We start from the raw sequence: 19,977 nt of genomic DNA, 5'->3' as shown, positions 1-19,977 counted from the left end.
CGCTCTGCGGGACTTAGGCCATTCGCTGAAACTGGCTGTGCGATGAGGACATCATATGCCTTTAACACCGCATTCGAGGTTCTTATGCTCAAATTTCGCCGCCCAATTTTTTCTTCATGAACTCGATTTTTTTAGCCCAGAACAAGTGCGGAGATGACTCAGCTTGAGCCCTTGCTTGCGAAACCAATGCAAGATCAAACTTCTGGGTGAAATCATCTATCAATCGAATATAGTCAAACTGACGCTTGCGCCATGCGCCCCACTCGTCCGTGAGAAAGTATTCGACTTCTGCATACAAGAATTGTTGGTAGCTGAACAGCCGGTATAAGTCCTCCAAGGTGCCTACAATTGCATAGCTAGGGCAACCGAGGCAGTGGATGAATTCAGAACAATGATTGACGCCATCCTTTGGTGCCAGACTACCGTAAAGGCTATCTTTGCAGCCGCCTGGTGGGGTTGGTATAACGTTTATGCCACGTAGTTTGTCCGGAAAAGCCTCCCCAACAAATGTCGCCCCGTCGACCTTGATCTCATCGTTGATTTTCAAATAGTGATTATCGGCGACACCAGGGGTATGACCCATAACGGAGGAAACTTCTATAATGTCGCCACCACTCAGTTTCCACAAACGGCTTTCCATAGTCTTTCGCAGCCGACTAAGCGTGACATTTAGCCGATTGCCTTGATCATCCTGAAGCGCATGACGCTCACAAATGCTTTTTGCCGTGACATGTAAAGCACCGGGTGTAAGGGTAACGATGTCGTTCGAGCGGCCAGGCTGGCCCGAGCGATATAACCACACACATGAAGATATTTCATCAGGTGCCAGTGCTACGAGTGGCTTAGAAATCTCCAGCGCCTTATTGAGGACTGCCACCCCATCCAGGGGAATAGCACTGTACTCATCTAGCAGATTAGTCTGACGGATTGTTTTGCTCTGTGCGCCTTTACCTCGACGTTTGACGGTAGTAATCAACCTGAGATTAGGAATAAATGGGTGAGGCTGTAGGGCATCCCTCTTCATCTCCAAGAGCGGCGTAGTATTGATTCCAGATCTTGCCGCAGTAATTAGTAGCAATACAGCCATCGCCTCCGCGCCATTTCCAAGGAATGCACCCTTATGGATGGCAATAAGATCTGACTTCAAAGCGCCAATCAGCCTTTGCATTTCACCCAAGGTGAGCGGATCTGCATCTTTAGTGCTCTGCGCATTATTAGGAAATGGATTGAGGGGCAAAAGATCGTCAAGATTGACTTCAATAAATCCATATTCAGCCAAAACAACAACTAACGACTTGAAGCTAGTATAGTAATTCTTGGCTGTCGAGCCGTTAGGGTATTTTAGCCTCAGCCAAGAGACGTATCGCTCCAAGTGGCGTTTGGTAAGACTGTTTGGCGTTGCAGGTGGCGACTTGACCGAACCTCCACTCAAGAAATTTATAAAAAATCTCAGCCCGTTCGTAGAGTAACCAATCAAGGTCGTCACTGAGAAGTTTCCTCCTTGTAGCAAAGCTTTGATAACGTGAAGACTTTGAATTGCCCAAGCGTCGAAGCCCAAGCCTAAATATTTCGTATGATCGAGTTGCCTGTGGTTTCTCGGATTTCTCGGCAGGTCAATCTTGATATCATCTTCGACAGCCTCGAATCCTTTTGTAACCGACCGCATAACCGCCTTGTAGCTTTTTTGCCGAGCCAATGGTGCTACCTCAGATACGCGAAACCGAATCAGTCATAAACATCATGTCAATTTCGTCCTCGTGAGCAAGGACGGATTGGGCTTCAAGCTGGTTTATGAGATGCAAATAGATCATAGTTGTTTGCACATCTGAATGCCCCAGCCTATCTCGGACATACAACAATGGCTCACCTTCAAACTCTTTGCTTTTTCGAAGAGCAAGCAAGGTATAAGTCCCATAGGTGTGGCGTAGCATGTGGGCCCGAACATAGAAACCGCACTTTCTTTCATAGGACTTCATAACGTCCACTACGGAATCTTTTGAATAATGCCTGCCTTCATTAGTCAGCAGCAGCGCGGTAACACGTCCATCACCATTGGACTTACGAACCTCTCGTTGGTGAAGGGAGTAAGACCACATGCTCTCCATCAACGACCATGGCACGTCGATAGTTCTAGGTCGGTCGTACTTGATATGCATGTCTGAAGGATCAAGAGCAACACTGATCATTTGCCCTGGGCGCAGTCCCTTCTTCAACCTGGGGTTGAACACATATTTGAGAGGAAAAGACCTCGCTTCACAGGAGCGAAGGCCGGTACGCACCATGAGGTGGAACAATATCTGGTGGCTTGGATCGGTATCCAGGGCAAGGCATACCTTGACTTGATCCTTGGTCAGGAATTTGGTCAAGCGCTTTCGGTCGCGAACCATCACCGAAACTTTCGTGCTCTCGGCTCCGGGCCGAGCGATATGACTGAGAAGACCGGAATGTTGGGCAGCTCTTACCCTTTTCTCACCGAAGGGCAGCACAGTTATCAGGTTGCGCTGCTTAGCCCATCGGTAGAACCTCACGATCAAGGCCAGACGATTGTTCACCGTGCCGGGATCAAGTGCTAATTCTCCGCTCGACCAATCCCTGTACCTCGACAGAGCACTCAGACCGTGAGCCGGGCTTTCCTCGTCCCAGCCCAATCCATTGGCTTCCAGAAAGGCAAAGTAATCGTACAGACGCCGTCCATAGGCTTCCCAAGTCAAATCGCTTAGGGCCTCACCTGACTCGATAAGCGTGTGCCAAAGGAAGGATTGAGCTGGCTCGACTGGCCATCCCTCTGACCCAATCAGCAACGGAAAGCCTTCAAAGGATCGACCTGCTAATGCTAGGTCTTTTGTTGCGAATACCAGCCTCATGCCGCTGCCCTAAAACACTTCCAATGGATTGCCTTATGAAGCCTGGAAACTGCTGTTCCAGAGGGGTTCAGAAGGTGGCGCGGACTCTACAGGATTTACTAACGATTCCCACCCCTCAGATCGTTGTTGCTCAGCACCACAATGGGCACCTTGGCCAGGTCGGGCCTGAACACACGCTCACAGCTGGCGTAAAAACTGTTGCAATCGATCAGGGCAAAAACCGGCGCAGGCTTAGTGGCCATGGCTGCGCACGGTATAGGTAATCACGCCCCAGACTGTCAGTTCATCACCTTCGAGTACATACCGGTCCGGATACTTCGGGTTTTCGGATTGCAGCACAACGCTCTTGCCACGCAGGCACAGGCGTTTGCATATCGGCTCGTTATTGAGCAGCGCCACCACCACATGGCCATGCCCGGGCTCGATAGCACGGTCCACCACCGCCAGATCCCCGGAAAAAATCCCCACTCCCTGCATGCTGTCGCCGTCGATGCGCACCAGATACACATGGGGCGCACGGATACCGAGCAGTTCATCGAGGGAAATTTCCTTCTCGATATGATCCGCCGCCGGTGACGGAAACCCCGCGGGGACTTTGAAGGAGCAAAGTGGCAGGCGAACGCCATCTTCAGCAATGGGACCCAGGGAAGTGAAGCTCATGACGCACGCCTTACGATAACTGTATGAACATACAGTAAAATGCGTAGGATCATTCTGGTCAATTTTTCTGACAGATATTTCGACGAGAGGAGTGTGTAGCCGATTTCAGGGGCTGTCTGGAGTCACAACCCAGCACATCGTCTGCAACCTGATAGAGGGATGACTTGCCAAGGGTTCCCATTCATCCCTGAACCTGAACCCTTGCTTCAGGTAGAAGCTGGCAGCTCTTGCGTTGTCCGGGGCTACCTCGAGATAAACGTACTCATGCCCGCCCTGCAGCGCCCGGGCCTTGACTGCGCCAACCAGCCGGGCGGCCACATCGGCGCCGCGCACGCCGGGCTCGATCCACATGCCGATCAAGTTATAGCGCCGGTTTTCGCTCACCCCGGCACCGATCATGCCCACCGCCTTGCTGTCCTCGATGGCCAGCCAGAATTGCGTCCCCGCCCCTGAATCAGCGCGCTCTTGCCACTGCTCGTCGGTGTAACTGGCCGCCGTTTGATAGCTCACGCCAAATGCCGTCGGGGCCTCCAGAAGCGCTGCCAGGCGAACCTGCTTCAACAGCATCCAGTCACTGGCTTGCGTCAATCGAATGTGCATACCCTTCCCTGCTACGTCCGTGATTTTTCAAAGCGAATATCACCTTCAGGCAAATTCGCCACCGCCTGCCAGCCAAGGTGCCGATAAAAACCGCTGGCACGGCTGTTTTCAGCGGTCTCCAGCCAAATCGTGGGGTGATGCTGAAACAGAAACGCCTCGACCCTCGCCATCAGTCTGCGACCCAGCCCGAGCCCCTCGAATTCGGCCAGGACAAATACGGCAAAGACACAGCCATCCTCGGCATCGGCCATGGCAAACCCCACCGTAACACCCTCGACCTCGGCCACCCAGATACAGGGAGCGGCTTCCATCGCCTGGCCTATGGCGTCGGGGGTAATGCCCATTTCAGTTAACTGTTGGTGAGAAAGAGGGTTCTTCCTGACGCGGGTACGGATGACAAAAATTGTCGGGATATCTGCCTGATTGGCAAGTCTTATGGCTATGTTCATAAATTCAGGGCTCCATCCCTTGCAGCTTGCGCTTCAGGCGCTTGAGGTAGCTGTTGACAATAAGTTTGTGCGCCGGCCCCACCGGCAGCATATACAGACGGCCAAAGGTGTTATGGGTGACCACAGAGGAGGTGATTGTCAGTACCCGATCAGCCATCGACACACAGGTCATCACATCCAGATGCCGGTCACGCTCGGTCAGCACCAATACCTCGGGGGCGCTGTGCTCTACCAGAAAGAAATCCAGATAGTCACCTGCCTGCACGGCCTCGCGCCGGGTACCGGAGAAACCGCCAATGCGCTTTACGCCAAATAACGAAGAAATCCCGTCTCGGGTTCGAAACGCCAGGCGCATCAGCGGCCCCTGCCCGGCTGTCATCAGGTTCCAGGCTTGCAGCGCCGTGATCTGCACAGGCAGCAGCACCGATCTGCTGTCATGGTAATCAAGCTCGGGCAGCGGACGCAGGGTATGCACAGATGCACGGGTCACTAACGGTTATCTCCCTGATAAAAGTTAAATAATGCCACTGAAGCCCTAGCGCCCCGGCTGCCATTGCGGGTAGACCGCAAGGTCTTCATGTTCAAGCCATGGGACATCATGCTCAGCCCAGATATGGTATTGCGGGCGATCGCCCGGGTCCTCTTCCAGGGTCGCAACACGAACAATCACAGCCGCGGCTGTGTCACGTTCAGCCACAAGGTGACAACCGCACAGCGAGCAAAAGCGCCGCAGCTTGCCGGGGGAAGACTCGTAGTTGCTGAGCTTTTCCTGCCCCCTCGTCCAATGGAAGTGCTCACGCAAAACACCGGCCGTGGTGACAAACGCAGCAGCATGGGTTTTGCGGCACGACTGGCAATGACAATGGCTTACAGGCAGGTCGATACGATCAATTTCATAGCCAACGGCACCGCAGGCGCAACTTCCCTTCATCACAGGCTCCTTTGTTCAGTACGGTATTTATCGTCGCCTTGCGGCTTGCTGGCAATGATATCGAAGCGGTGCCAGGCGATGTCCCCCTGCAAACTGGCACCCGGTTGCTCGAATTCGCGCAACAGATGCAGCTCAAGATTACCGCACAGCAAGCGCGCCTGCGCTTCGGTCTGAAAGGTCATATGGGCAAGTGCCGCCCAGCCGTGCCGTTCGCCAAACAGATGGCCGACAAATACACCACCCGGTTCAAGCGCCGCAGTAACAAGCCGCCAAAGGGTCTCAAAATATTCTGGCCGACAGAACGGCAAGGCGAGACCGGCATGGATCAATCTGGATGCAGGTAACTGCGTCAGCTGTTCAAAATCGCAGGCCAGGGTCGCCAGCCGCCCACCGCTGACACCTTGTGACAATGCAGATATTCGCGCAATGGCGCCGGCTTCGCGGTCAATGGCCAGTACGTCCCAGCCTGCGGCCAGCAATTGCCGGGTTTCCATTCCGGCCCCACAACCCAGGTCCCCGGCCTGACGTGAACCCTCATTCGCGCTGATCAGGTTCAAGGCCCTACTCAGCAAGGGCGATTGCCCGCGCTGTTCACTTGCCTGGTAATAGGCTTCCCAGTCACTCAACTCAAGTTCCTTCTTGATCATTACGCCTGTCACAGACCATCTCAAAAACAGATGGATCCATCTGAATTCAGCACTACGAGTGTGTACCCAAGGCTGCCTAAGATAAGTCATAACTCCCTGATAATGCCGCCCGTTTTACGCGGTGCACAACAACCGGAGATTGTCTGATGACCCATCCTGCTGCCTGCGAACACCCGCCCCTGGCCGAATCATTGCGCGAGGAGCTGGGCCAATTGCTCGGCACCCGCTTCTCCACCTCGGCCAGCGTGCGCGAGCACCACGGCAGCGATATTTCCGCACTAGACCCCATGCCGCCGGATGCCGTGGCCTATGCCAACAGCCTTGAGGATATCGTCAGTATCAGCAGCGCCTGTTATCGCCACGATACGCCGATGATCGCCTATGGCAGCGGCACCTCGCTGGAAGGCTGGCTGCAAGCCTCCCACGGTGGCGTCAGCATTGATGTCTCGGGCATGAACCAGGTGCTTGCCATTCGCGTTGACGATATGGACGCCACTGTACAACCGGGGGTGACCCGCAAACAGTTGAATGCAGCGTTGCACGGCACCGGGCTGTTTTTCCCTATCGACCCCGGGGCCGATGCGTCACTGGGCGGCATGGCGGCGACCCGTGCTTCCGGGACCAACGCCGTGCGCTACGGCACCATGCGCGAAAACGTACTGGCCATGACGGCGGTGTTGGCCGACGGCCGGGTGATCAACACCGGCGGGCGGGCGCGCAAGTCTTCCGCCGGCTATGACTTGACCCATTTACTGGTCGGCTCGGGCGGGACGCTGGCGACCATCGCCGAACTGACCGTCAAGTTGCACCCGATTCCTGAAGCCATTTCAGCTGCCGTGTGCCGCTTTCCCAGCGTGGATCTGGCCGTACGCGCCGTGATCCAGATCATCCAGCTCGGTGTGCCGGTCGCCCGCATTGAACTGCTCGATGCCTTGACCATGCGCGCCCTCAACGCCTACAGCAGCACGCAGTTGCGCGAGGCGCCGTCGCTGCTCTTTGAACTGCATGGCTCTGAAGCCGGCGTGAAAGAACAGATCGAGACCGTGCGCATGGTTGCCGATGAACATCAGGGCATGGACTTCGAGTGGGCTGTGCATCCGGAGGATCGCAGCCGTCTGTGGCAGGCCCGGCATGACGGCTACTTCGCCGCCCTCGCCCTGCGCCCCGGTTGCCGCGCCCTGACCACCGATGCCGTAGTACCGATTTCACGACTGGCCGAGTGCATTGAAGCGACGGCAGCGGACCTTGCGCAAAACGGCTTTCTCGCACCGATTTTCGGTCATGTGGGCGATGGTAACTTCCATGCCGTGATCCTGGTCGACCCGCACAACCCCGACGAAATCGAACGCGCCGAAGGCGTGGCCCATCGCCTGGCCGAGCGGGCCATTGCCCTGCAGGGCAGTTGCACCGGCGAGCACGGCATCGGCTTGACCAAACAGCACTTCATGGCCGTTGAACACGGGCAAAACGCCGTGGACGTCATGCAGTCGATCAAGGCGGCGCTCGACCCGAAACAGCTGATGAACCCCGGCAAGATATTCCCTCGAGGGCGCTCTGCAGGCTGACCCGCGGTACCATCACCGGCCCGCATATCCGAGTCCTGCAGGAAGCACCGCAATGGAAATCCGCCAGATCAAATACTTTGTCGCCGTGATCGATTGCGGCAGCCTGTCCAAAGCCGCCCGCCAGGTGCATGTGGCGCAATCGGCCTTGAGCAAGCAGATGTCGGCGCTGGAGGACGATCTGGGGGTTCAGCTGTTCCATCGCAGCCACAACGGCGTAGTCGCCAGCGAGGCCGGCAAGGTCTTCTACGAATACGCCCAGGGCATGCTCAAGCATCTGAGCGATGCCCGGGCTGCCGTCAGCAGCAGCCCCGACTCGGTCAGTGGCTCGATTATCGTGGCGCTGCCGCAAAGCGTCGCCACCCTCCTTGCCATGCCGCTGATGCGCGCCGTGGCCGCCCGTTACCCGCAGGTGGCATTCCATCTCAACGAAGAGCTGACCGGCAACGTCATGGACCAGTTACTGCACGGGCGCATTGACCTGGCCCTGTTCAGCGCCATCGACCTGCCCCCGCAAGTGTTGTTCAGCGCATTGATCGAAGAAGATTTTTACCTGATCCACCGTGCCGATGCCGCCGACGCCCCCGCTGCCGGTGAGGTTTGCCTGGCGCAGGCGCTGGCCCGGCCGCTGGTATTTCCCAGTCAGGCCCACGGTCACTGCACCCGCACGCTGGTCGAGCACGCGGTAAAACAGCACGGGCTGGCCGTGGGCGAAATCGTCATGGAGGTCAACTCCGTGCATATCCTCAAAAGCGCGGTCGAGGCCGGTATCGGTCACACCATCATGCCGTTGAACCTGGCCGTGCGTGAAATCGATGACGGTCGGCTGGTGGCCCACCGCATTGCCGCTGACGGCTTGACCCGAACCCTGGGTATCTGCAGTTGCGCTTCGATGCCCGCCAGCCATCTTAAAACCCTGATCAGTGAGTTGATCCGCGAAGTCGTGCACGCCATGTGCGCGTGCGGCGAATGGCCGGGAGGCCGTGCGCGCTGATCGGTGATTGCACACCTGCCCCTACAACAACAAAAAAGAGGCTCCAGATGAACACCCTACCGCCACCCCCTGCTGACATGCCGGACCATGCACTGCATTCGGCCTACCGCAAAACCGCCTGGCGAGTCATTCCGTTGCTGATGGTCTGTTATCTGGTCGCCTACCTGGACCGGGTCAATGTGGGCTTTGCCAAACTGCAGATGCTTGATGACCTCAAGTTCAGCGAGGCGGTGTACGGGCTCGGTGCCGGGGTGTTTTTTGTCGGTTACCTGATGTTCGAAATCCCCAGCAATATCGCCCTGCACAGGTTTGGCGCCCGGCGCTGGATCGCGCGGATCATGATGACCTGGGGCCTGTTGTCAGCGGCCATGATGTTTGTCGAAACCCCCATGAGCTTCTACCTGCTGCGCTTTTTGATCGGCATTGCCGAAGCAGGCTTTTTCCCGGGGATTATTTTCTATCTCACCACCTGGTTTCCGAGCCATCGCCGGGGCGTGATGATTTCACTGTTTATCGCCGCCCTGCCGATCTCCAGCATGCTGGGCTCGCTGATTTCCGGCTTGATCATGCAAACCCTCGATGGCGTGGCAGGGTACGCCGGCTGGCAATGGCTGTTCGTGATCGAAGGCTTGCCGGCGGTGGCCCTGGGCGCCGCCGTGTTCTTTCTGCTGCGCGACCGGATTGCCGACGCCCGCTGGCTCAGCGCCGAAGAAAAACGCGGCATGCAGGCGGCGCTGGATCGCGAAACCCGTGCCAAATCCCACCACTCCGTACGCGATGGTCTGCTCAACCCGAAAATCTGGCTGCTGGGGGCGGTGTACTTTTGCCTGGTGCTGGGCCAGTACGTGATCAGTTTCTGGATGCCGACCATTATCCGCAACAGCGGTGTCGCCGAACCCTGGGCCATTGGCGTGTTGAGTGCTATTCCCTATTCCGTGGCCGCGGTGAGCATGGTGCTGGTGGGACGCAGCAGCGACCGTGTTCGCGAGTATCGCTGGCACCTGGCAATCTGCGCCTTTATCGGCGCTGGCGGGGTGGTATTTGGCACCCTGTTCGGCGCCAGCCTGTGGCTGTCAATGATCGGCCTGACCGTCGGCACAGCAGCTATGATCAGCAGCTTGCCGGTGTTCTGGGGCATGCCTACCGCGGTGGTGGGCGGTGCAGCCGCCGCTGCGGGGATCGCGCTGATCAACTCCCTGGGCAATGTCGCCGGATTTTTCAGCACCATTGTGGTCGGCTGGTTGACGCAGTTGACCGGCAACACCCAGGCGGCAATGTACTTTATGGCCGCCGCGCTGGTGCTCGGCGGGCTGCTGGGCCTGAGTGTGTCACGCACGCGCAGTGACCCGGTTGTTGAGATCAAGGCAGTGGCCTGACAGGTGCCTTCACCATGCTGGCCCGACACGCCCCGGCCCCTGATGGGAAGGAAAATGCGGCAACACGTGCTCTGCCAGCTCCTGTATGACCTCTGCCGCAGGCCGCGCCGAAAACTGGATACCCAGGGCCGCATGGTTGACCCCTGCTGCTTGCCATTCACCCAGCAGGTCAATCAGGCCATTGCGCCCGGTGCGCAACACATAACCGCCCTGTAAAGAGGTGCGGGGATAATCGGGATCATCAACCAGGTCGAGCCATTCATTGGTCATGTGCGGCCTGAACCCGCCGTCCGGGATCAACTGGCGCCAGGCCCGGATCTTTTCGCCCAGGCGTTGCGGCCCTGCGCGGTCGTGGGTCGATTCGGGAAAGGTCAGCCAGCCATCGGCATGCTCGCCAATCCAGGCCAGTGACTGACGGGATGAACCGGTGACCATCAGGGGGATGGCTCCCGCCACGGGCCGGGGCAGAAATTCGGCTCCGGCCATGTGCCCCAGTGCCGAATCGATAACCGGCGCACGGGCCTGCATCAGTTGGCGGAAATACGTCACGCTCTGGGCAAACCGCTCACCCCGCCGGGCGTGCTCCAGACCATAGGCGGGAAACTCAATGGCCCGGTCTCCCGAGGCGATCCCCATGACCAGGCGCCCGTTCGACAACTGATCGATGGTGGCGCTGGCCTTGGCCAGATCAATGGGATGGCGCAACGAAAAGATTGCACTGCCGGTTGCCAGCGCAATTGTGCGGGTGTGAGCCGCCAGAAACGCCAGGTAGGTAAAGGGATCGAATACTTGCCCCGCATCACCGAAGGCAGGATCGAACAGCGGTACGTCGCGCACCCAGACTGCGGCAAAACCATATCGGTCGATGTCGCGAACCCGCTCGGCCTGCCCGGCCAGTACCGCCATGTCGCCCTTGTAAAAGCGCAATGGCAGAAAAATCCCGAGGGTCAGCTGATTGGCCGCGAACATGCGCCGATAACCGCGGTGGCTGGCAAATGCGGGCGACGACTGGCCTGTGACCTGATCTGTAGTGTTCATATTGATCCCCTGGTTCAAGCGCCGGTGGCGCGAGTAGGCAGAGCGATACCGCGCTGCACGGCGGGTCTGGTGCCAATGCGCTGGTACCAGGCGCTCAGGTGCTTATAGGCGCTGAAATCGAAATCGATGACTTGCGCGATATGGGTCCAGCCAAACTGGGCAATATCGGCAATCGAGTACTCGTCACCGGCCAGATAGGGGTGCTCGGCCAGGCGGTTGTCCAGGGTGGTAAAGGCTTCATCCATCAAGCGCCGATAGCGCGAAATGGCCTGGGGAATTTTGTCTGCGGCAAACAGCTCGAAGTGAACGCGCTGGCCCATCACAGGCCCCACGCTGGCAGCATGAAACATCAGCCACTGGATGGCTTCCCAGCGTTTGGCGGGTTCGACGGGCAAGAGCTGACCACTGATATCAGCCAGATACAGGAGGATGGCTGCCGATTCAAACAATGTGATGCCACTGCTTTCGTCGACCAGCACCGGGATACGCCCGTGCGGATTGAGGCGCAAAAACGCCGGGCTGCGGTTCTCGCCCTGGTCAATGTTTACGTGCCGCAGGTGGTAGGTTAAACCGAGTTCCTCCAGGGCAATGGTGATCTTGAAACCATTGGGCGAGCTGTCGGTATACAACGTGATCATGGGGTTCATGCAGGGCGTCCGGTTAGATATAGTTTTACTAAACTTGCACAGCATCTCTAAACTCGGAACATCATCGCTTTCGCTGTGTGTCAGCGGAAACGATCATTTCTGCACACCAGATTCAGGAAAACTAAAGCCTATGGCAGCTTCACTGCCCCTTCTCGCCTTGCGAGCATTTGTCGAAGTAGGCCAGCAAGGCAGCATCAAGGCGGCCGCGCAAACGCTGAATGTCACCTCAGGTGCCGTCAGCCAGCAGATCCGCCTGCTGGAAGACCGGGTCGGCATGCCGCTGTTTACCCGCGAACGCAGCGGCTTGCGGCTTGCGGCTTACAGAGGCTGGCGCATCTGTGCACCCCACCCTGCAGCAAGCCTTCGGGGCAATCGAAAAAGCCATGCAGTCACTGCACGAAAGTACGACTCGCCAGACCCTGACGATCAGTACGGTGGCAACCTTTGCCGCCTCATGGCTGGTGCCGCGCCTGGGACGATTCAACCGCCTGCACCCGGATATCGAGGTGCGGGTGGAGGCCACTTCCGCGCTGGTGGACATGCACCGCGGGCGTGTCGATATTGCCTTGCGCCATGGGCTTGGGTTCTATCCCGGCCTGCACGTGACCCGTTTGATGGCACCTGTACTGATCCCCGTCGCCAGCCCCGCCCTGCTGGCTGGCAACCCGGGGCCGGCACAGCCGCAGGACTGCCTCGACTTCCCCCTGCTGCATGACGCTGACCGTGCCGACTGGCTGTTGTGGCTCAGCGCCCATGGCGTGGGCAAAGACCCGCGCGCCGAGCGCGGGACTGCTTTTGAGGACGATTTTTTATTGATCCGCGCAGCCGAAGCAGGCCAGGGGCTGGCCTTGGTGCCCCAGGAGTACGCAACCGAAGAAATCGCTGCAGGCCGTCTGGTAAAAGTCATGGACAAGCCCTGGCCGGCGCGCTTTGCCTACTACGCCGTAACGCGGGTGGAGGCAATGCAACGGGATGAGGTCAGGGCATTTATGCACTGGATCATGCAAGAGGCCGGGGGTAAGTAACAATCACCAGCCCCTCGTCTGCATCCGGTGAACGAAAGTAGGTGGTGATCAGATCAAACTCGGCATCCGATGCGGCAAAGTCATGCTCGGCAAGCTGGTTGCGTACATGCAGGCGCGCACGGCAGGTGTCGTCGTCCACAGCGAGATAATGCAGGCAGTGCGGCACACGCGCGGTTTCTGCCAGGCCGAGCAACCATTCACGGCCGGCAATGGTATTGGCAGGAAAATCCAGCACCACATCCACACCGGACTCCAGCAGGTCGATCACCAGAGGCCCCAGCACACCGCGAATCCTCAGGCTGTAGGCTGCGTAATCGGTTACCGAATTGATCGCACCGGGATAAAGAGAGGAGAGCCATTTATCTTCGCTCAGCAATATCGCGCTGTGCTCCACCGCAAGCGTTCTGGCCAGGGTTGATTTGCCTGATGCGATCTTGCCGCACATCAGATGCAGTGTCGCAGTGACCATGGGACGCTTCCTTGAGTGCGGACATTGGATGATGCCCAGCGCTGGCAGAGAACGCAATTGCCAATAAAACCAGCCAAGGGTGAACGAAAAACAGCCCGGTCTGCACCTGAACTTCAGGGGTACAGACCGAACCGTACAACAGCGTCCGCGCGCGGCCAGTCAGTTTTTGTTTAGCAGGCCGCCAAGCAGGCCACCCAGCCCGCCGGAAGCACTTGCGCCACCCGAGGTGCCGGTGTTTGTCTGGGTACCGGTCGTGCCGCCCAGGCTGCCAAGCAAGCCAGTGCTGCCACCCAGTAAACCACCTGTGCCGCCGGTGGTTGTCTGAGTACCGGTTGAACCTGTGGCCGTGCCCAGCCCGCCCAGCAAACCGCCCAGCCCGCCGGTAGTTGTGCTTGTGCCGGTGCCGGTGGTTGTCGTCGGGTTCAGGTAACCGCCGGATTTATCCAGTGCCCCACCCACACCGCCTAGCACACCGCCCACCACATTGGTGAGCGGGTTCTTGCCGGTATCGACTACCTTGTCACCCAGCCCGCCGACCACGCCGCCAACCTTCGTCAACAACCCGTCCACCGGCTGCCCCAACCCGGTGGTGGTGCCTACCTTGCCTGTGACGTTTTCCACCATTGAGATCACGGGGACCACGACCTTGTCATTCAAACCACCGGTAGCCTTGCCCAATTGCCCGCTGGTCACATTGGTGGTCAGTGTGTTGCCAAGCATGGTGACGGTGGTGCCGACCTTGTCCACCAGCCCGCCCGCGGTGCCGGTGACCTTGCCCACTACGCCGCCTACCAGCGGGACCTGACTGATCGGTGTGTTGTCGACCAGAGCGCTGACACCTGTGCCGAGAGACGAAACGCCTTTACCCACATCGCTGACGCCATTGGTAACACCAGCCACGGTAATGCCCAGCGAGTTTTTGTCAGTGCCCAGCGAGCCCAGGCCATTGGTCACGCCATCGGTAATGGAAGTCACGGCATTACCGGTATTGACCACCAACCCGCCTGCTGCGCCGACCACAGGAACGGTGGTCAGGGTAGTGCCCACGCCGCTGACCAGGGTGCCGACACCGCCCAGTCCGGTGCCGACTTCACCGGCGACCTGCCCCGTGACCAGAGGCGGGGTAACTGCCGGGTTAGGCGGATTGGTTGGATTGGTTGGATTGGTTGGATCAGTCGGATCAGTTGGATCTGTCGGTGTAGTGGGATCAGTTGGCGTGGTCGGATTGGTCGGCGGCGTCGGCGTGCTTGCGCTGTCACTGCTGTGATGCCCGCCACCACCACTGTGGCAGCCCGCCAGGCTGGCGCTCATGACCAACAACAGGGCCGTGCTTGTTTTCAACCAGAGTTGGGTGTTCATAATCAGCTCCCTTGAATCTGTCATGCCTGAGTTCGAAAGCTCCCAGCACTCGCATCAGAGGGAGTTTCCATCCTGGGGAACATGACAACGCCACGGGCTCGAACCCACAACTCACTCCTTGGTATTAATACTCTCTATAAGGCTGCCGCGACTCGACTTAAGGACTAATGCTCAGGTTATAAAAAGCGCTGCATATCAACTTGCACAGGGCTTTTTCACGCAATGGCCGCAGCGCCCCCTACTTAAGTGGTAAGCACAATTAACAAGACCGACCCCAGCATCAGCATTCCTTGATCTGCTCCCACAAGCGGGCGACCTGCTCGGCGCTGTCGGCCCTGATTCGGGCCAGATCCAGGGGGTAGTCCACCCCGGGATTCTCGACAAACCGCGTTGCCGTGAACTGACCATTGCTGGCCCGCAGAATATAGCCGCTGTCCTGGCACTGAGCCGAGGCCAGAAAGATCACACCGGGAGTCACCCACTGGGGCTTGAGGTTGTCCGGTTCGCCGTTAACGCCCCACATCCGGGTCTTGGCCACCGGCGCTACTGCGTTCACCAGGATGCCATCGGCGGCACCCTCCCTGCTCAGGGCATTCATGATGCCCAATTGTGCCATCTTGCCGGCGGCGTAGGCGGTCAGGCCCGGCTGGGCATAGGGCTGGTACATGGCCCGGTCCGAAGAGGTCAGCACCACCCGCGCCGCCGATGATTGGCGCAGGTACGGCCAGGCATGTTTGCACAGCCAGATCGGGCTATACACATTGATCCCCAGCGCGCGCTCGACAAACTCAGGCTGCGCTTCTTCAATAGCCTGGTAACCGACCCAGCCCGCGTTGTGGATCACAATATCCAGCCGCCCGAACGCTTCGACGGCCGTTTCGACCAACTGCCGGCAACCCGTCTCGCTGACCAACTCACCGTGATGACCGATCACGCTGTAGCCCTGGGCTGCCAGCGCTTGCGCGGCGTCATGGGCAACGGATGCATCTGCTGCTGCGCCTTGCCTGTCTGCGCCAATATCACTGATCAGCACATGGGCGCCCAGCCGTGCCAGCTCCCTGGCATAACTCAAGCCCAGGCCCCGGCCAGCACCCGTTACAATTGCGGTTTTGCCGTTAAAGTCCATAAGGATGCCCTCTTGATTGATACTTCACCGTAACAATCAAAAGGCGCGTTGTTTAATACCGTTCAACAGGCCCGTTGATACCCGCTGCCTATCAGCCCCTCTGTGAGAGCGGCGGTGTTCACAGATAACCCCGTTCAAAGGAAGGAACACTGCACATGATCGAAACCCGACTGCTCCGTCAGTTCATCGCGGTGGCTGAGGAACTGCATTTCCACAAGGCCGCCGTGCGCCTGCACATGGCCCAGCCACCCCTGAGCCAGGCGATCAGCCGACTGGAAGACAAGCTGGGGTTAGCCCTGTTCACCCGCAGCAGGCGCGAGGTCAAGCTGACGCCCGCAGGCCAGGCCTTTTTGCAGGCGGCCTGTCGCACACTCAAGGAACTGGAACAGGGGGTGGAGTACGCCCGCCAGGTGGCGCAAGGGGTAGCCGGTGTGCTCACTGTCAGCGCGGTGTCTATCGCGTACTTCGAGCCGTTGCTCAACAGCCTCAGGCAGTTTCGCCAAACCTTTCCCCAGGTCCAGCTGGTGATCAAGGAAATGCCTTCCTCCAGCCAGGCCGAGGCGCTGCTGGCTGCCGAGACCGATATCGCCTTTATGCGCAAACTGCCCTTCATCGCAGCCGACATCGAATCGCGCCTGTTGCTCGACGAGGCCATTGTCATGGCCCTGCCCCTGGATCATCCCAAGGCGCAGTCAGGGCCCATCGAGCTGCGCGATTTTGCTGACGAAGACTTTGTCTTTACTCCACAAGCCCTGGGCAGCGGCTATCACGGCCAGTTGATCGGCCTGTGCGAAAACGCCGGGTTCTACCCCAGGGTGGTACAGGAGGCCGCACAGCTGCATACCCTGATCGGCCTGGTAAGTTGCGGTTTTGGCGTGGCCCTGGTGCCGCAATCCCTCGCCGGCTCGACGCTGCGCGACAAGGTAGCGTTCCGTCCGATCCGGCCGCTGACAGGCGCTGCCAACCCGACCATCGGCCTGTACATGAACTGGCATGCCCATAACCCGTCACCGCTGATACAGCACTTTATTGCCATGCTCGATGGCAACACTCAACCCTGAACAGGCTCAGCGAACCCCTTCAAGTAAACTTGCTGGCATGGCTGCGCCGCATGAGTCGAGACTCAAGCCAGCAGTTCGCTGATCCATCTGACCTGTCGGGCAATTTCCTCCACCCGGGCTTCGGGCACGGCCTGGCGCGCCAGGGCAAGATTGCTCAGAACCTTGCGTTTTTCACCCAGCATACGTTGCCACTTACCCAGAAACAGCGGGCTGCGCGCCTGCATCTGGAAGGGGCCAAAGTACAATTGCTCGGCGGTATAGCTCACCGGTCCGATGCGTTCGGCGACGATGATTTCGTAGTAAAAACGGTTTTCCCGCAGCAGTTCTTCGCAAAGGATGTGGTAGTGGTTTTCCATCAGCCATTGCCGTAAAGGCTGCTCGCCGCCGTTGGGTTGCAGGATCAGGCGCTCCCGTCCGCTCAGGTGTGCCTTGCCACTTGCAAGAATATCGCGGATGGTCTCGCCACCCATGCCGCAGATGCTGATCGCCGTAATCTCGTCCTGCGGCCTGATCGCTGCCAGGCCACTGGCATGGCGCACGCTAATGCGTTGCTCGAAGCCGTTTTCGCGCACGGTACGCCGGGCCGCCTGAAAGGGCGTCAGGGCCACCTCGCCCGCCACGGCGGCGGCAATGGCCCCCCGACGCAGCAACGCCACCGGCAGGTAGCCGTGGTCCGAGCCGATATCGGCCAGCCGCGCACCTGCCGGCATATGGGCTGCCACGCGCTCCAGACGCATGGACAATGTGTGTTCGTTCAACTGCTGTTCCTTTTCACCACGGATGCCCGCCAGTGTGGGGGGCGGCACATGATGCGCGGTGAGCAGGCCCGGGTAAAGCACCGGCACACGCCGCCCCTGTGGGAGCGGGCTTGCTCGCGATACAGCCGGCGCGGTGGCTCAGTCAAACCGCGTCGACGCCATCGCCGGCAAGCCCGGCTCCCACCTTTACCGAGCACGTCTTGCGGGGGATCAAGGTTGCTATTGCATATGGATATCCGTATATTCGTATTTCCATATGTATAGACAGAGAGTCACCATGCTCAGTCCCGCCGCACTGTTCAAATGCCTGTCCGATGAAACCCGCGCCAGGGCCACCTTGCTGATCGCCCGTGAGGGCGAGCTCTGTGTATGCGAACTGGTCTGTGCCCTGGATGAAAGCCAACCGAAAGTTTCCCGCCATCTGGCCCAGCTTCGAGGCTGCGGGTTGCTGCTCGACCGCCGCCAGGGGCAGTGGGTGTATTACCGCCTCAACCCGCAACTGCCGGACTGGGTGCGCAGCGTTCTTGAAACCACCCTGCTGGCCAACACCGAGTGGCTTGCGCACGACAGTGCCCGGCTCTCTGCCATGGGCGAGCGCCCGCTCAACACCATTGCCTGCTGCTGAGACGTCCGATGCTTATCGCCTTCGCAATTTTTTTGGTCACTCTGGTTCTGGTAATCTGGCAGCCCAAAGGCCTGGGGGTGGGCTGGAGTGCCTCACTGGGTGCGGTTGTGGCACTGCTTGCGGGGGCGGTATCACTGCACGATATTGCCCAAGTGTGGGCCATTGTATGGAATGCCACGGCCACTTTTATCGCCGTGATCATCATCAGCCTGTTGCTCGACGAAGCAGGTTTCTTTCAGTGGGCGGCCCTGCATGTGGCCCGCTGGGCCAAGGGTGATGGCCGCCGCCTGTTTGTGTTTACCGTGCTGCTGGGGGCCGGTGTATCGGCACTGTTTGCCAATGACGGCGCGGCACTGATCCTGACCCCCATCGTGATCTCGATACTGCTCGCCTTGCGCTTTTCTGCCGCCTCAACCCTGGCGTTTGTCATGGCCGCAGGCTTTATTGCCGATACTGCCAGCCTGCCGCTGGTGGTGTCGAACCTGGTCAATATTGTCTCGGCCGACTACTTCGGCCTGGGTTTCAGCGCCTATGCCGCGGTCATGGTACCGGTCAACTGCGTTGCAGTCGCCGCCACGCTGCTGGTGTTGTACGGGTTTTTCCGCCGCGATATTCCACGCCACTATTGTCATGATGAGCTGCCCGAACCACGAAAGGCCATACGCGACCCGTTGACGTTTGCTGTCGGCTGGGGGGTTCTGGTCTTGCTGCTCACAGGCCTGTTTGCACTGGAACCACTGGGCATTCCAGTCAGCGCGATTGCTGCAGTGTGCGCCGCCCTGCTATTCGCTGTGGCTGCGCGCAGCCACGTCATTTCAACGCGACGGGTGTTGCGCGAAGCTCCCTGGCAGGTGGTGACGTTCTCACTGGGCATGTACCTGGTGGTGTACGGGCTGAAAAATGCCGGGCTGACCCACCACCTGACGCTGGTTCTCAATCAGTTGGCCGAGTCCGGCCTTTGGGCCGCCACCCTGGGCACCGGGGTGCTCGCCGCACTGCTGTCTTCGGTGATGAACAATATGCCCGGGGTCTTGCTCGGCGCGCTGTCAATCCAGGCCAGTGATGCCAGCGGGGTGATCCGCGAAGCGATGATCTACGCCAATGTCATCGGCTCCGACCTGGGCCCGAAAATCACCCCCATCGGCAGTCTGGCCACCCTTCTGTGGTTGCATGTGCTGGCACGCAAGGGCATTCGCATCACCTGGGGTTACTACTTCAAGGTGGGGCTGATCCTGACCCTGCCGATTCTGCTTGTCACCCTGTCTGCCCTGGCTTTGCGCCTGAGCCTTTAATACCACCGCAAAGAGCAACTACCATGCGTGTTCTGTTTATGTGTACCGCCAATAGCTGTCGCAGCATTCTGTCCGAAGCCATGTTCAACCATCTGGCGCCACCAGGGTTCCAGGCCATCAGTGCGGGCAGCTTTCCCCGGGGGCAGGTGTTGCCCCGCAGCCTGCTCACCCTGCAAGAAGCCGGTATCGGCATAGACGGCCTGAGCAGCAAGGGCAATGACGCCTACGAAGACAACCCGCCGGATCTTGTCATCACCGTCTGCGACAAGGCCGCCGCTGAGGCGTGCCCGGTGTATTTCGGCCCGGCCATCAAAGCCCACTGGGGGTTGGCAGACCCTTCAGAGGTCAAGGGTGACGAGGCGACCGTAACCGCCGCGTTCCACGCCACCCTGGCGCATATCGAAACGCGCTGCCGGGCCTTTTTCGCCCTGCCCTTTACCCGGCTTGAGCCCGCGGCACTTAAACGCGAACTCGACCGTATCAGCACCCTGTAA

The 19,977-nt window shown here is 58.9% G+C and carries 21 protein-coding genes and 2 pseudogenes; 8 read left to right on the top strand and 15 right to left on the bottom strand.

The genetic code is table 11. The features are described 5' to 3' along the window. Window positions 1-88 precede the first annotated feature (88 nt). The 9 genes and pseudogenes from GHN92_RS10795 to GHN92_RS10755 form a co-directional block, all read right to left on the bottom strand. The gene (locus tag GHN92_RS10795; RefSeq protein WP_023389346.1) at window positions 89-1,696 is read right to left on the bottom strand and encodes a hypothetical protein; all 1,608 of its coding nucleotides are present in this window, start codon (window positions 1,694-1,696) and stop codon (window positions 89-91) included. Between the two features lie 10 nt (window positions 1,697-1,706). Next, entirely contained in the window at window positions 1,707-2,864 is a 1,158-nt protein-coding gene (locus GHN92_RS10790; RefSeq protein WP_019436561.1) for a site-specific integrase, read from the bottom strand. Window positions 2,865-2,983: 119 nt separating this feature from the next. After that, window positions 2,984-3,106 (bottom strand): annotated as a pseudogene (locus GHN92_RS10785) (DNA-directed DNA polymerase); the annotation flags it as partial. Continuing rightward, the gene (locus tag GHN92_RS10780) at window positions 3,096-3,524 is read right to left on the bottom strand and encodes a LexA family transcriptional regulator (protein WP_095000117.1); all 429 of its coding nucleotides are present in this window, start codon (window positions 3,522-3,524) and stop codon (window positions 3,096-3,098) included. The pseudogene GHN92_RS10785 and the gene GHN92_RS10780, both read right to left, overlap by 11 nt. Window positions 3,525-3,629: 105 nt before the next feature. Then, on the bottom strand, window positions 3,630-4,124 hold the full coding sequence (locus GHN92_RS10775) for a GNAT family N-acetyltransferase (protein WP_169916349.1): 495 nt from the start codon (window positions 4,122-4,124) through the stop codon (window positions 3,630-3,632). 11 nt (window positions 4,125-4,135) lie between these two features. Then, window positions 4,136-4,573: a GNAT family N-acetyltransferase gene (locus GHN92_RS10770; RefSeq protein WP_153380121.1), complete on the bottom strand. Its 438-nt coding sequence runs from the start codon at window positions 4,571-4,573 to the stop codon at window positions 4,136-4,138. 4 nt (window positions 4,574-4,577) lie between these two features. Beyond that, window positions 4,578-5,063, bottom strand: coding sequence for a DUF2867 domain-containing protein (locus GHN92_RS10765; protein WP_095000115.1), 486 nt, complete (start codon window positions 5,061-5,063; stop codon window positions 4,578-4,580). A 45-nt stretch (window positions 5,064-5,108) separates the two neighbouring features. Continuing rightward, entirely contained in the window at window positions 5,109-5,504 is a 396-nt protein-coding gene (locus GHN92_RS10760; RefSeq protein ID WP_095024628.1) for a GFA family protein, read from the bottom strand. Further along, window positions 5,504-6,151 (bottom strand): class I SAM-dependent methyltransferase, encoded by a 648-nt coding sequence (locus tag GHN92_RS10755; protein ID WP_153380119.1) that lies wholly within the window; start codon window positions 6,149-6,151, stop codon window positions 5,504-5,506. The genes GHN92_RS10760 and GHN92_RS10755 overlap by 1 nt, the downstream gene beginning before the upstream one ends. Window positions 6,152-6,297: 146 nt before the next feature. Here GHN92_RS10755 and GHN92_RS10750 point away from each other — a divergent pair, with 146 nt between their 5' ends. Genes GHN92_RS10750 through GHN92_RS10740 form a run of 3 tightly spaced genes read left to right on the top strand, consistent with a single transcriptional unit; the run spans window position 6,298 to window position 10,083 of the window. Then, entirely contained in the window at window positions 6,298-7,716 is a 1,419-nt protein-coding gene (locus GHN92_RS10750) for an FAD-binding oxidoreductase (RefSeq protein ID WP_095018507.1), read from the top strand. 52 nt (window positions 7,717-7,768) lie between these two features. After that, entirely contained in the window at window positions 7,769-8,707 is a 939-nt protein-coding gene (locus GHN92_RS10745) for a LysR family transcriptional regulator (protein ID WP_095000111.1), read from the top strand. Between the two features lie 47 nt (window positions 8,708-8,754). Then, a complete protein-coding gene (locus GHN92_RS10740; protein ID WP_095023344.1) occupies window positions 8,755-10,083 on the top strand; it encodes an MFS transporter in 1,329 nt (442 codons plus the stop codon). A gap of 9 nt (window positions 10,084-10,092) precedes the next feature. On the opposite strand, the gene GHN92_RS10735 is transcribed toward GHN92_RS10740, so the two are convergent. Together GHN92_RS10735 and GHN92_RS10730 are read right to left on the bottom strand one after the other, a co-directional pair. After that, window positions 10,093-11,121 (bottom strand): LLM class oxidoreductase, encoded by a 1,029-nt coding sequence (locus GHN92_RS10735; protein ID WP_153380117.1) that lies wholly within the window; start codon window positions 11,119-11,121, stop codon window positions 10,093-10,095. A 14-nt stretch (window positions 11,122-11,135) separates the two neighbouring features. Continuing rightward, window positions 11,136-11,759, bottom strand: a complete 624-nt coding sequence (locus GHN92_RS10730) for a glutathione S-transferase family protein (RefSeq protein WP_095019871.1) — start codon at window positions 11,757-11,759, stop codon at window positions 11,136-11,138. 139 nt (window positions 11,760-11,898) lie between these two features. Here GHN92_RS10730 and GHN92_RS10725 point away from each other — a divergent pair. Continuing rightward, window positions 11,899-12,793: pseudogene (locus GHN92_RS10725) on the top strand (LysR substrate-binding domain-containing protein). On the opposite strand, the gene GHN92_RS10720 reads toward GHN92_RS10725, so the two are convergent. The 3 genes from GHN92_RS10720 to GHN92_RS10710 all read right to left on the bottom strand — a co-directional run bounded on the left by GHN92_RS10720 (window position 12,768) and on the right by GHN92_RS10710 (window position 15,747). Further along, on the bottom strand, window positions 12,768-13,262 hold the full coding sequence (locus GHN92_RS10720) for an ATP-binding protein (RefSeq protein WP_095000106.1): 495 nt from the start codon (window positions 13,260-13,262) through the stop codon (window positions 12,768-12,770). The pseudogene GHN92_RS10725 and the gene GHN92_RS10720 sit on opposite strands and share 26 nt — an antisense overlap. Before the next feature lie 159 nt (window positions 13,263-13,421). Continuing rightward, window positions 13,422-14,621 (bottom strand): collagen-like triple helix repeat-containing protein, encoded by a 1,200-nt coding sequence (locus GHN92_RS10715; protein ID WP_153380115.1) that lies wholly within the window; start codon window positions 14,619-14,621, stop codon window positions 13,422-13,424. Window positions 14,622-14,901: 280 nt separating this feature from the next. Then, a complete protein-coding gene (locus GHN92_RS10710; protein ID WP_095000104.1) occupies window positions 14,902-15,747 on the bottom strand; it encodes an SDR family NAD(P)-dependent oxidoreductase in 846 nt (281 codons plus the stop codon). A gap of 155 nt (window positions 15,748-15,902) precedes the next feature. Between GHN92_RS10710 and GHN92_RS10705 the strand changes: the two genes are divergently transcribed. Continuing rightward, window positions 15,903-16,808 carry a LysR family transcriptional regulator gene (locus tag GHN92_RS10705; protein ID WP_153380113.1) on the top strand — a complete coding sequence of 302 codons (906 nt, stop codon included), beginning with the start codon at window positions 15,903-15,905 and terminating at the stop codon, window positions 16,806-16,808. Window positions 16,809-16,870: 62 nt separating this feature from the next. On the opposite strand, the gene GHN92_RS10700 is transcribed toward GHN92_RS10705, so the two are convergent. Beyond that, entirely contained in the window at window positions 16,871-17,566 is a 696-nt protein-coding gene (locus tag GHN92_RS10700; RefSeq protein WP_095000614.1) for a class I SAM-dependent methyltransferase, read from the bottom strand. A 277-nt stretch (window positions 17,567-17,843) separates the two neighbouring features. Here GHN92_RS10700 and GHN92_RS10695 point away from each other — a divergent pair, with 277 nt between their 5' ends. From GHN92_RS10695 to GHN92_RS10685, 3 genes are read left to right on the top strand one after another with little or no spacing between them, the layout of a single operon-like run. Next, a complete protein-coding gene (locus GHN92_RS10695; protein ID WP_095018501.1) occupies window positions 17,844-18,191 on the top strand; it encodes a metalloregulator ArsR/SmtB family transcription factor in 348 nt (115 codons plus the stop codon). Between the two features lie 8 nt (window positions 18,192-18,199). Then, window positions 18,200-19,483, top strand: a complete 1,284-nt coding sequence (locus GHN92_RS10690) for an arsenic transporter (RefSeq protein ID WP_095018500.1) — start codon at window positions 18,200-18,202, stop codon at window positions 19,481-19,483. Between the two features lie 23 nt (window positions 19,484-19,506). Continuing rightward, a complete protein-coding gene (locus GHN92_RS10685; RefSeq protein ID WP_153380111.1) occupies window positions 19,507-19,977 on the top strand; it encodes an arsenate reductase ArsC in 471 nt (156 codons plus the stop codon).

The sequence above is a fragment of the Pseudomonas sp. FSL R10-2964 genome, assembly GCF_009600035.1.
GTDB lineage: Bacteria > Pseudomonadota > Gammaproteobacteria > Pseudomonadales > Pseudomonadaceae > Aquipseudomonas > Aquipseudomonas bubulae.
This window is presented reverse-complemented; position numbering and strand designations above follow the sequence as displayed.

Bases quoted from the DNA above. Each gene is read 5' to 3' on its own strand.
- GHN92_RS10750 (WP_095018507.1), top strand. From the start codon at position 6,298: ATGACCCATCCTGCTGCCTGCGAACACCCGCCCCTGGCCGAATCATTG.
- GHN92_RS10735 (WP_153380117.1), bottom strand. From the start codon at position 11,121: ATGAACACTACAGATCAGGTCACAGGCCAGTCGTCGCCCGCATTTGCC.
- GHN92_RS10770 (WP_153380121.1), bottom strand. From the start codon at position 4,573: ATGAACATAGCCATAAGACTTGCCAATCAGGCAGATATCCCGACAATT.
- GHN92_RS10710 (WP_095000104.1), bottom strand. From the start codon at position 15,747: ATGGACTTTAACGGCAAAACCGCAATTGTAACGGGTGCTGGCCGGGGC.
- GHN92_RS10790 (WP_019436561.1), bottom strand. From the start codon at position 2,864: ATGAGGCTGGTATTCGCAACAAAAGACCTAGCATTAGCAGGTCGATCC.
- GHN92_RS10780 (WP_095000117.1), bottom strand. From the start codon at position 3,524: ATGAGCTTCACTTCCCTGGGTCCCATTGCTGAAGATGGCGTTCGCCTG.
- GHN92_RS10715 (WP_153380115.1), bottom strand. From the start codon at position 14,621: ATGAACACCCAACTCTGGTTGAAAACAAGCACGGCCCTGTTGTTGGTC.
- GHN92_RS10685 (WP_153380111.1), top strand. From the start codon at position 19,507: ATGCGTGTTCTGTTTATGTGTACCGCCAATAGCTGTCGCAGCATTCTG.
- GHN92_RS10720 (WP_095000106.1), bottom strand. From the start codon at position 13,262: ATGGTCACTGCGACACTGCATCTGATGTGCGGCAAGATCGCATCAGGC.
- GHN92_RS10755 (WP_153380119.1), bottom strand. From the start codon at position 6,151: ATGATCAAGAAGGAACTTGAGTTGAGTGACTGGGAAGCCTATTACCAG.
- GHN92_RS10740 (WP_095023344.1), top strand. From the start codon at position 8,755: ATGAACACCCTACCGCCACCCCCTGCTGACATGCCGGACCATGCACTG.
- GHN92_RS10745 (WP_095000111.1), top strand. From the start codon at position 7,769: ATGGAAATCCGCCAGATCAAATACTTTGTCGCCGTGATCGATTGCGGC.
- GHN92_RS10760 (WP_095024628.1), bottom strand. From the start codon at position 5,504: ATGAAGGGAAGTTGCGCCTGCGGTGCCGTTGGCTATGAAATTGATCGT.
- GHN92_RS10690 (WP_095018500.1), top strand. From the start codon at position 18,200: ATGCTTATCGCCTTCGCAATTTTTTTGGTCACTCTGGTTCTGGTAATC.
- GHN92_RS10705 (WP_153380113.1), top strand. From the start codon at position 15,903: ATGATCGAAACCCGACTGCTCCGTCAGTTCATCGCGGTGGCTGAGGAA.
- GHN92_RS10730 (WP_095019871.1), bottom strand. From the start codon at position 11,759: ATGATCACGTTGTATACCGACAGCTCGCCCAATGGTTTCAAGATCACC.
- GHN92_RS10695 (WP_095018501.1), top strand. From the start codon at position 17,844: ATGCTCAGTCCCGCCGCACTGTTCAAATGCCTGTCCGATGAAACCCGC.
- GHN92_RS10775 (WP_169916349.1), bottom strand. From the start codon at position 4,124: ATGCACATTCGATTGACGCAAGCCAGTGACTGGATGCTGTTGAAGCAG.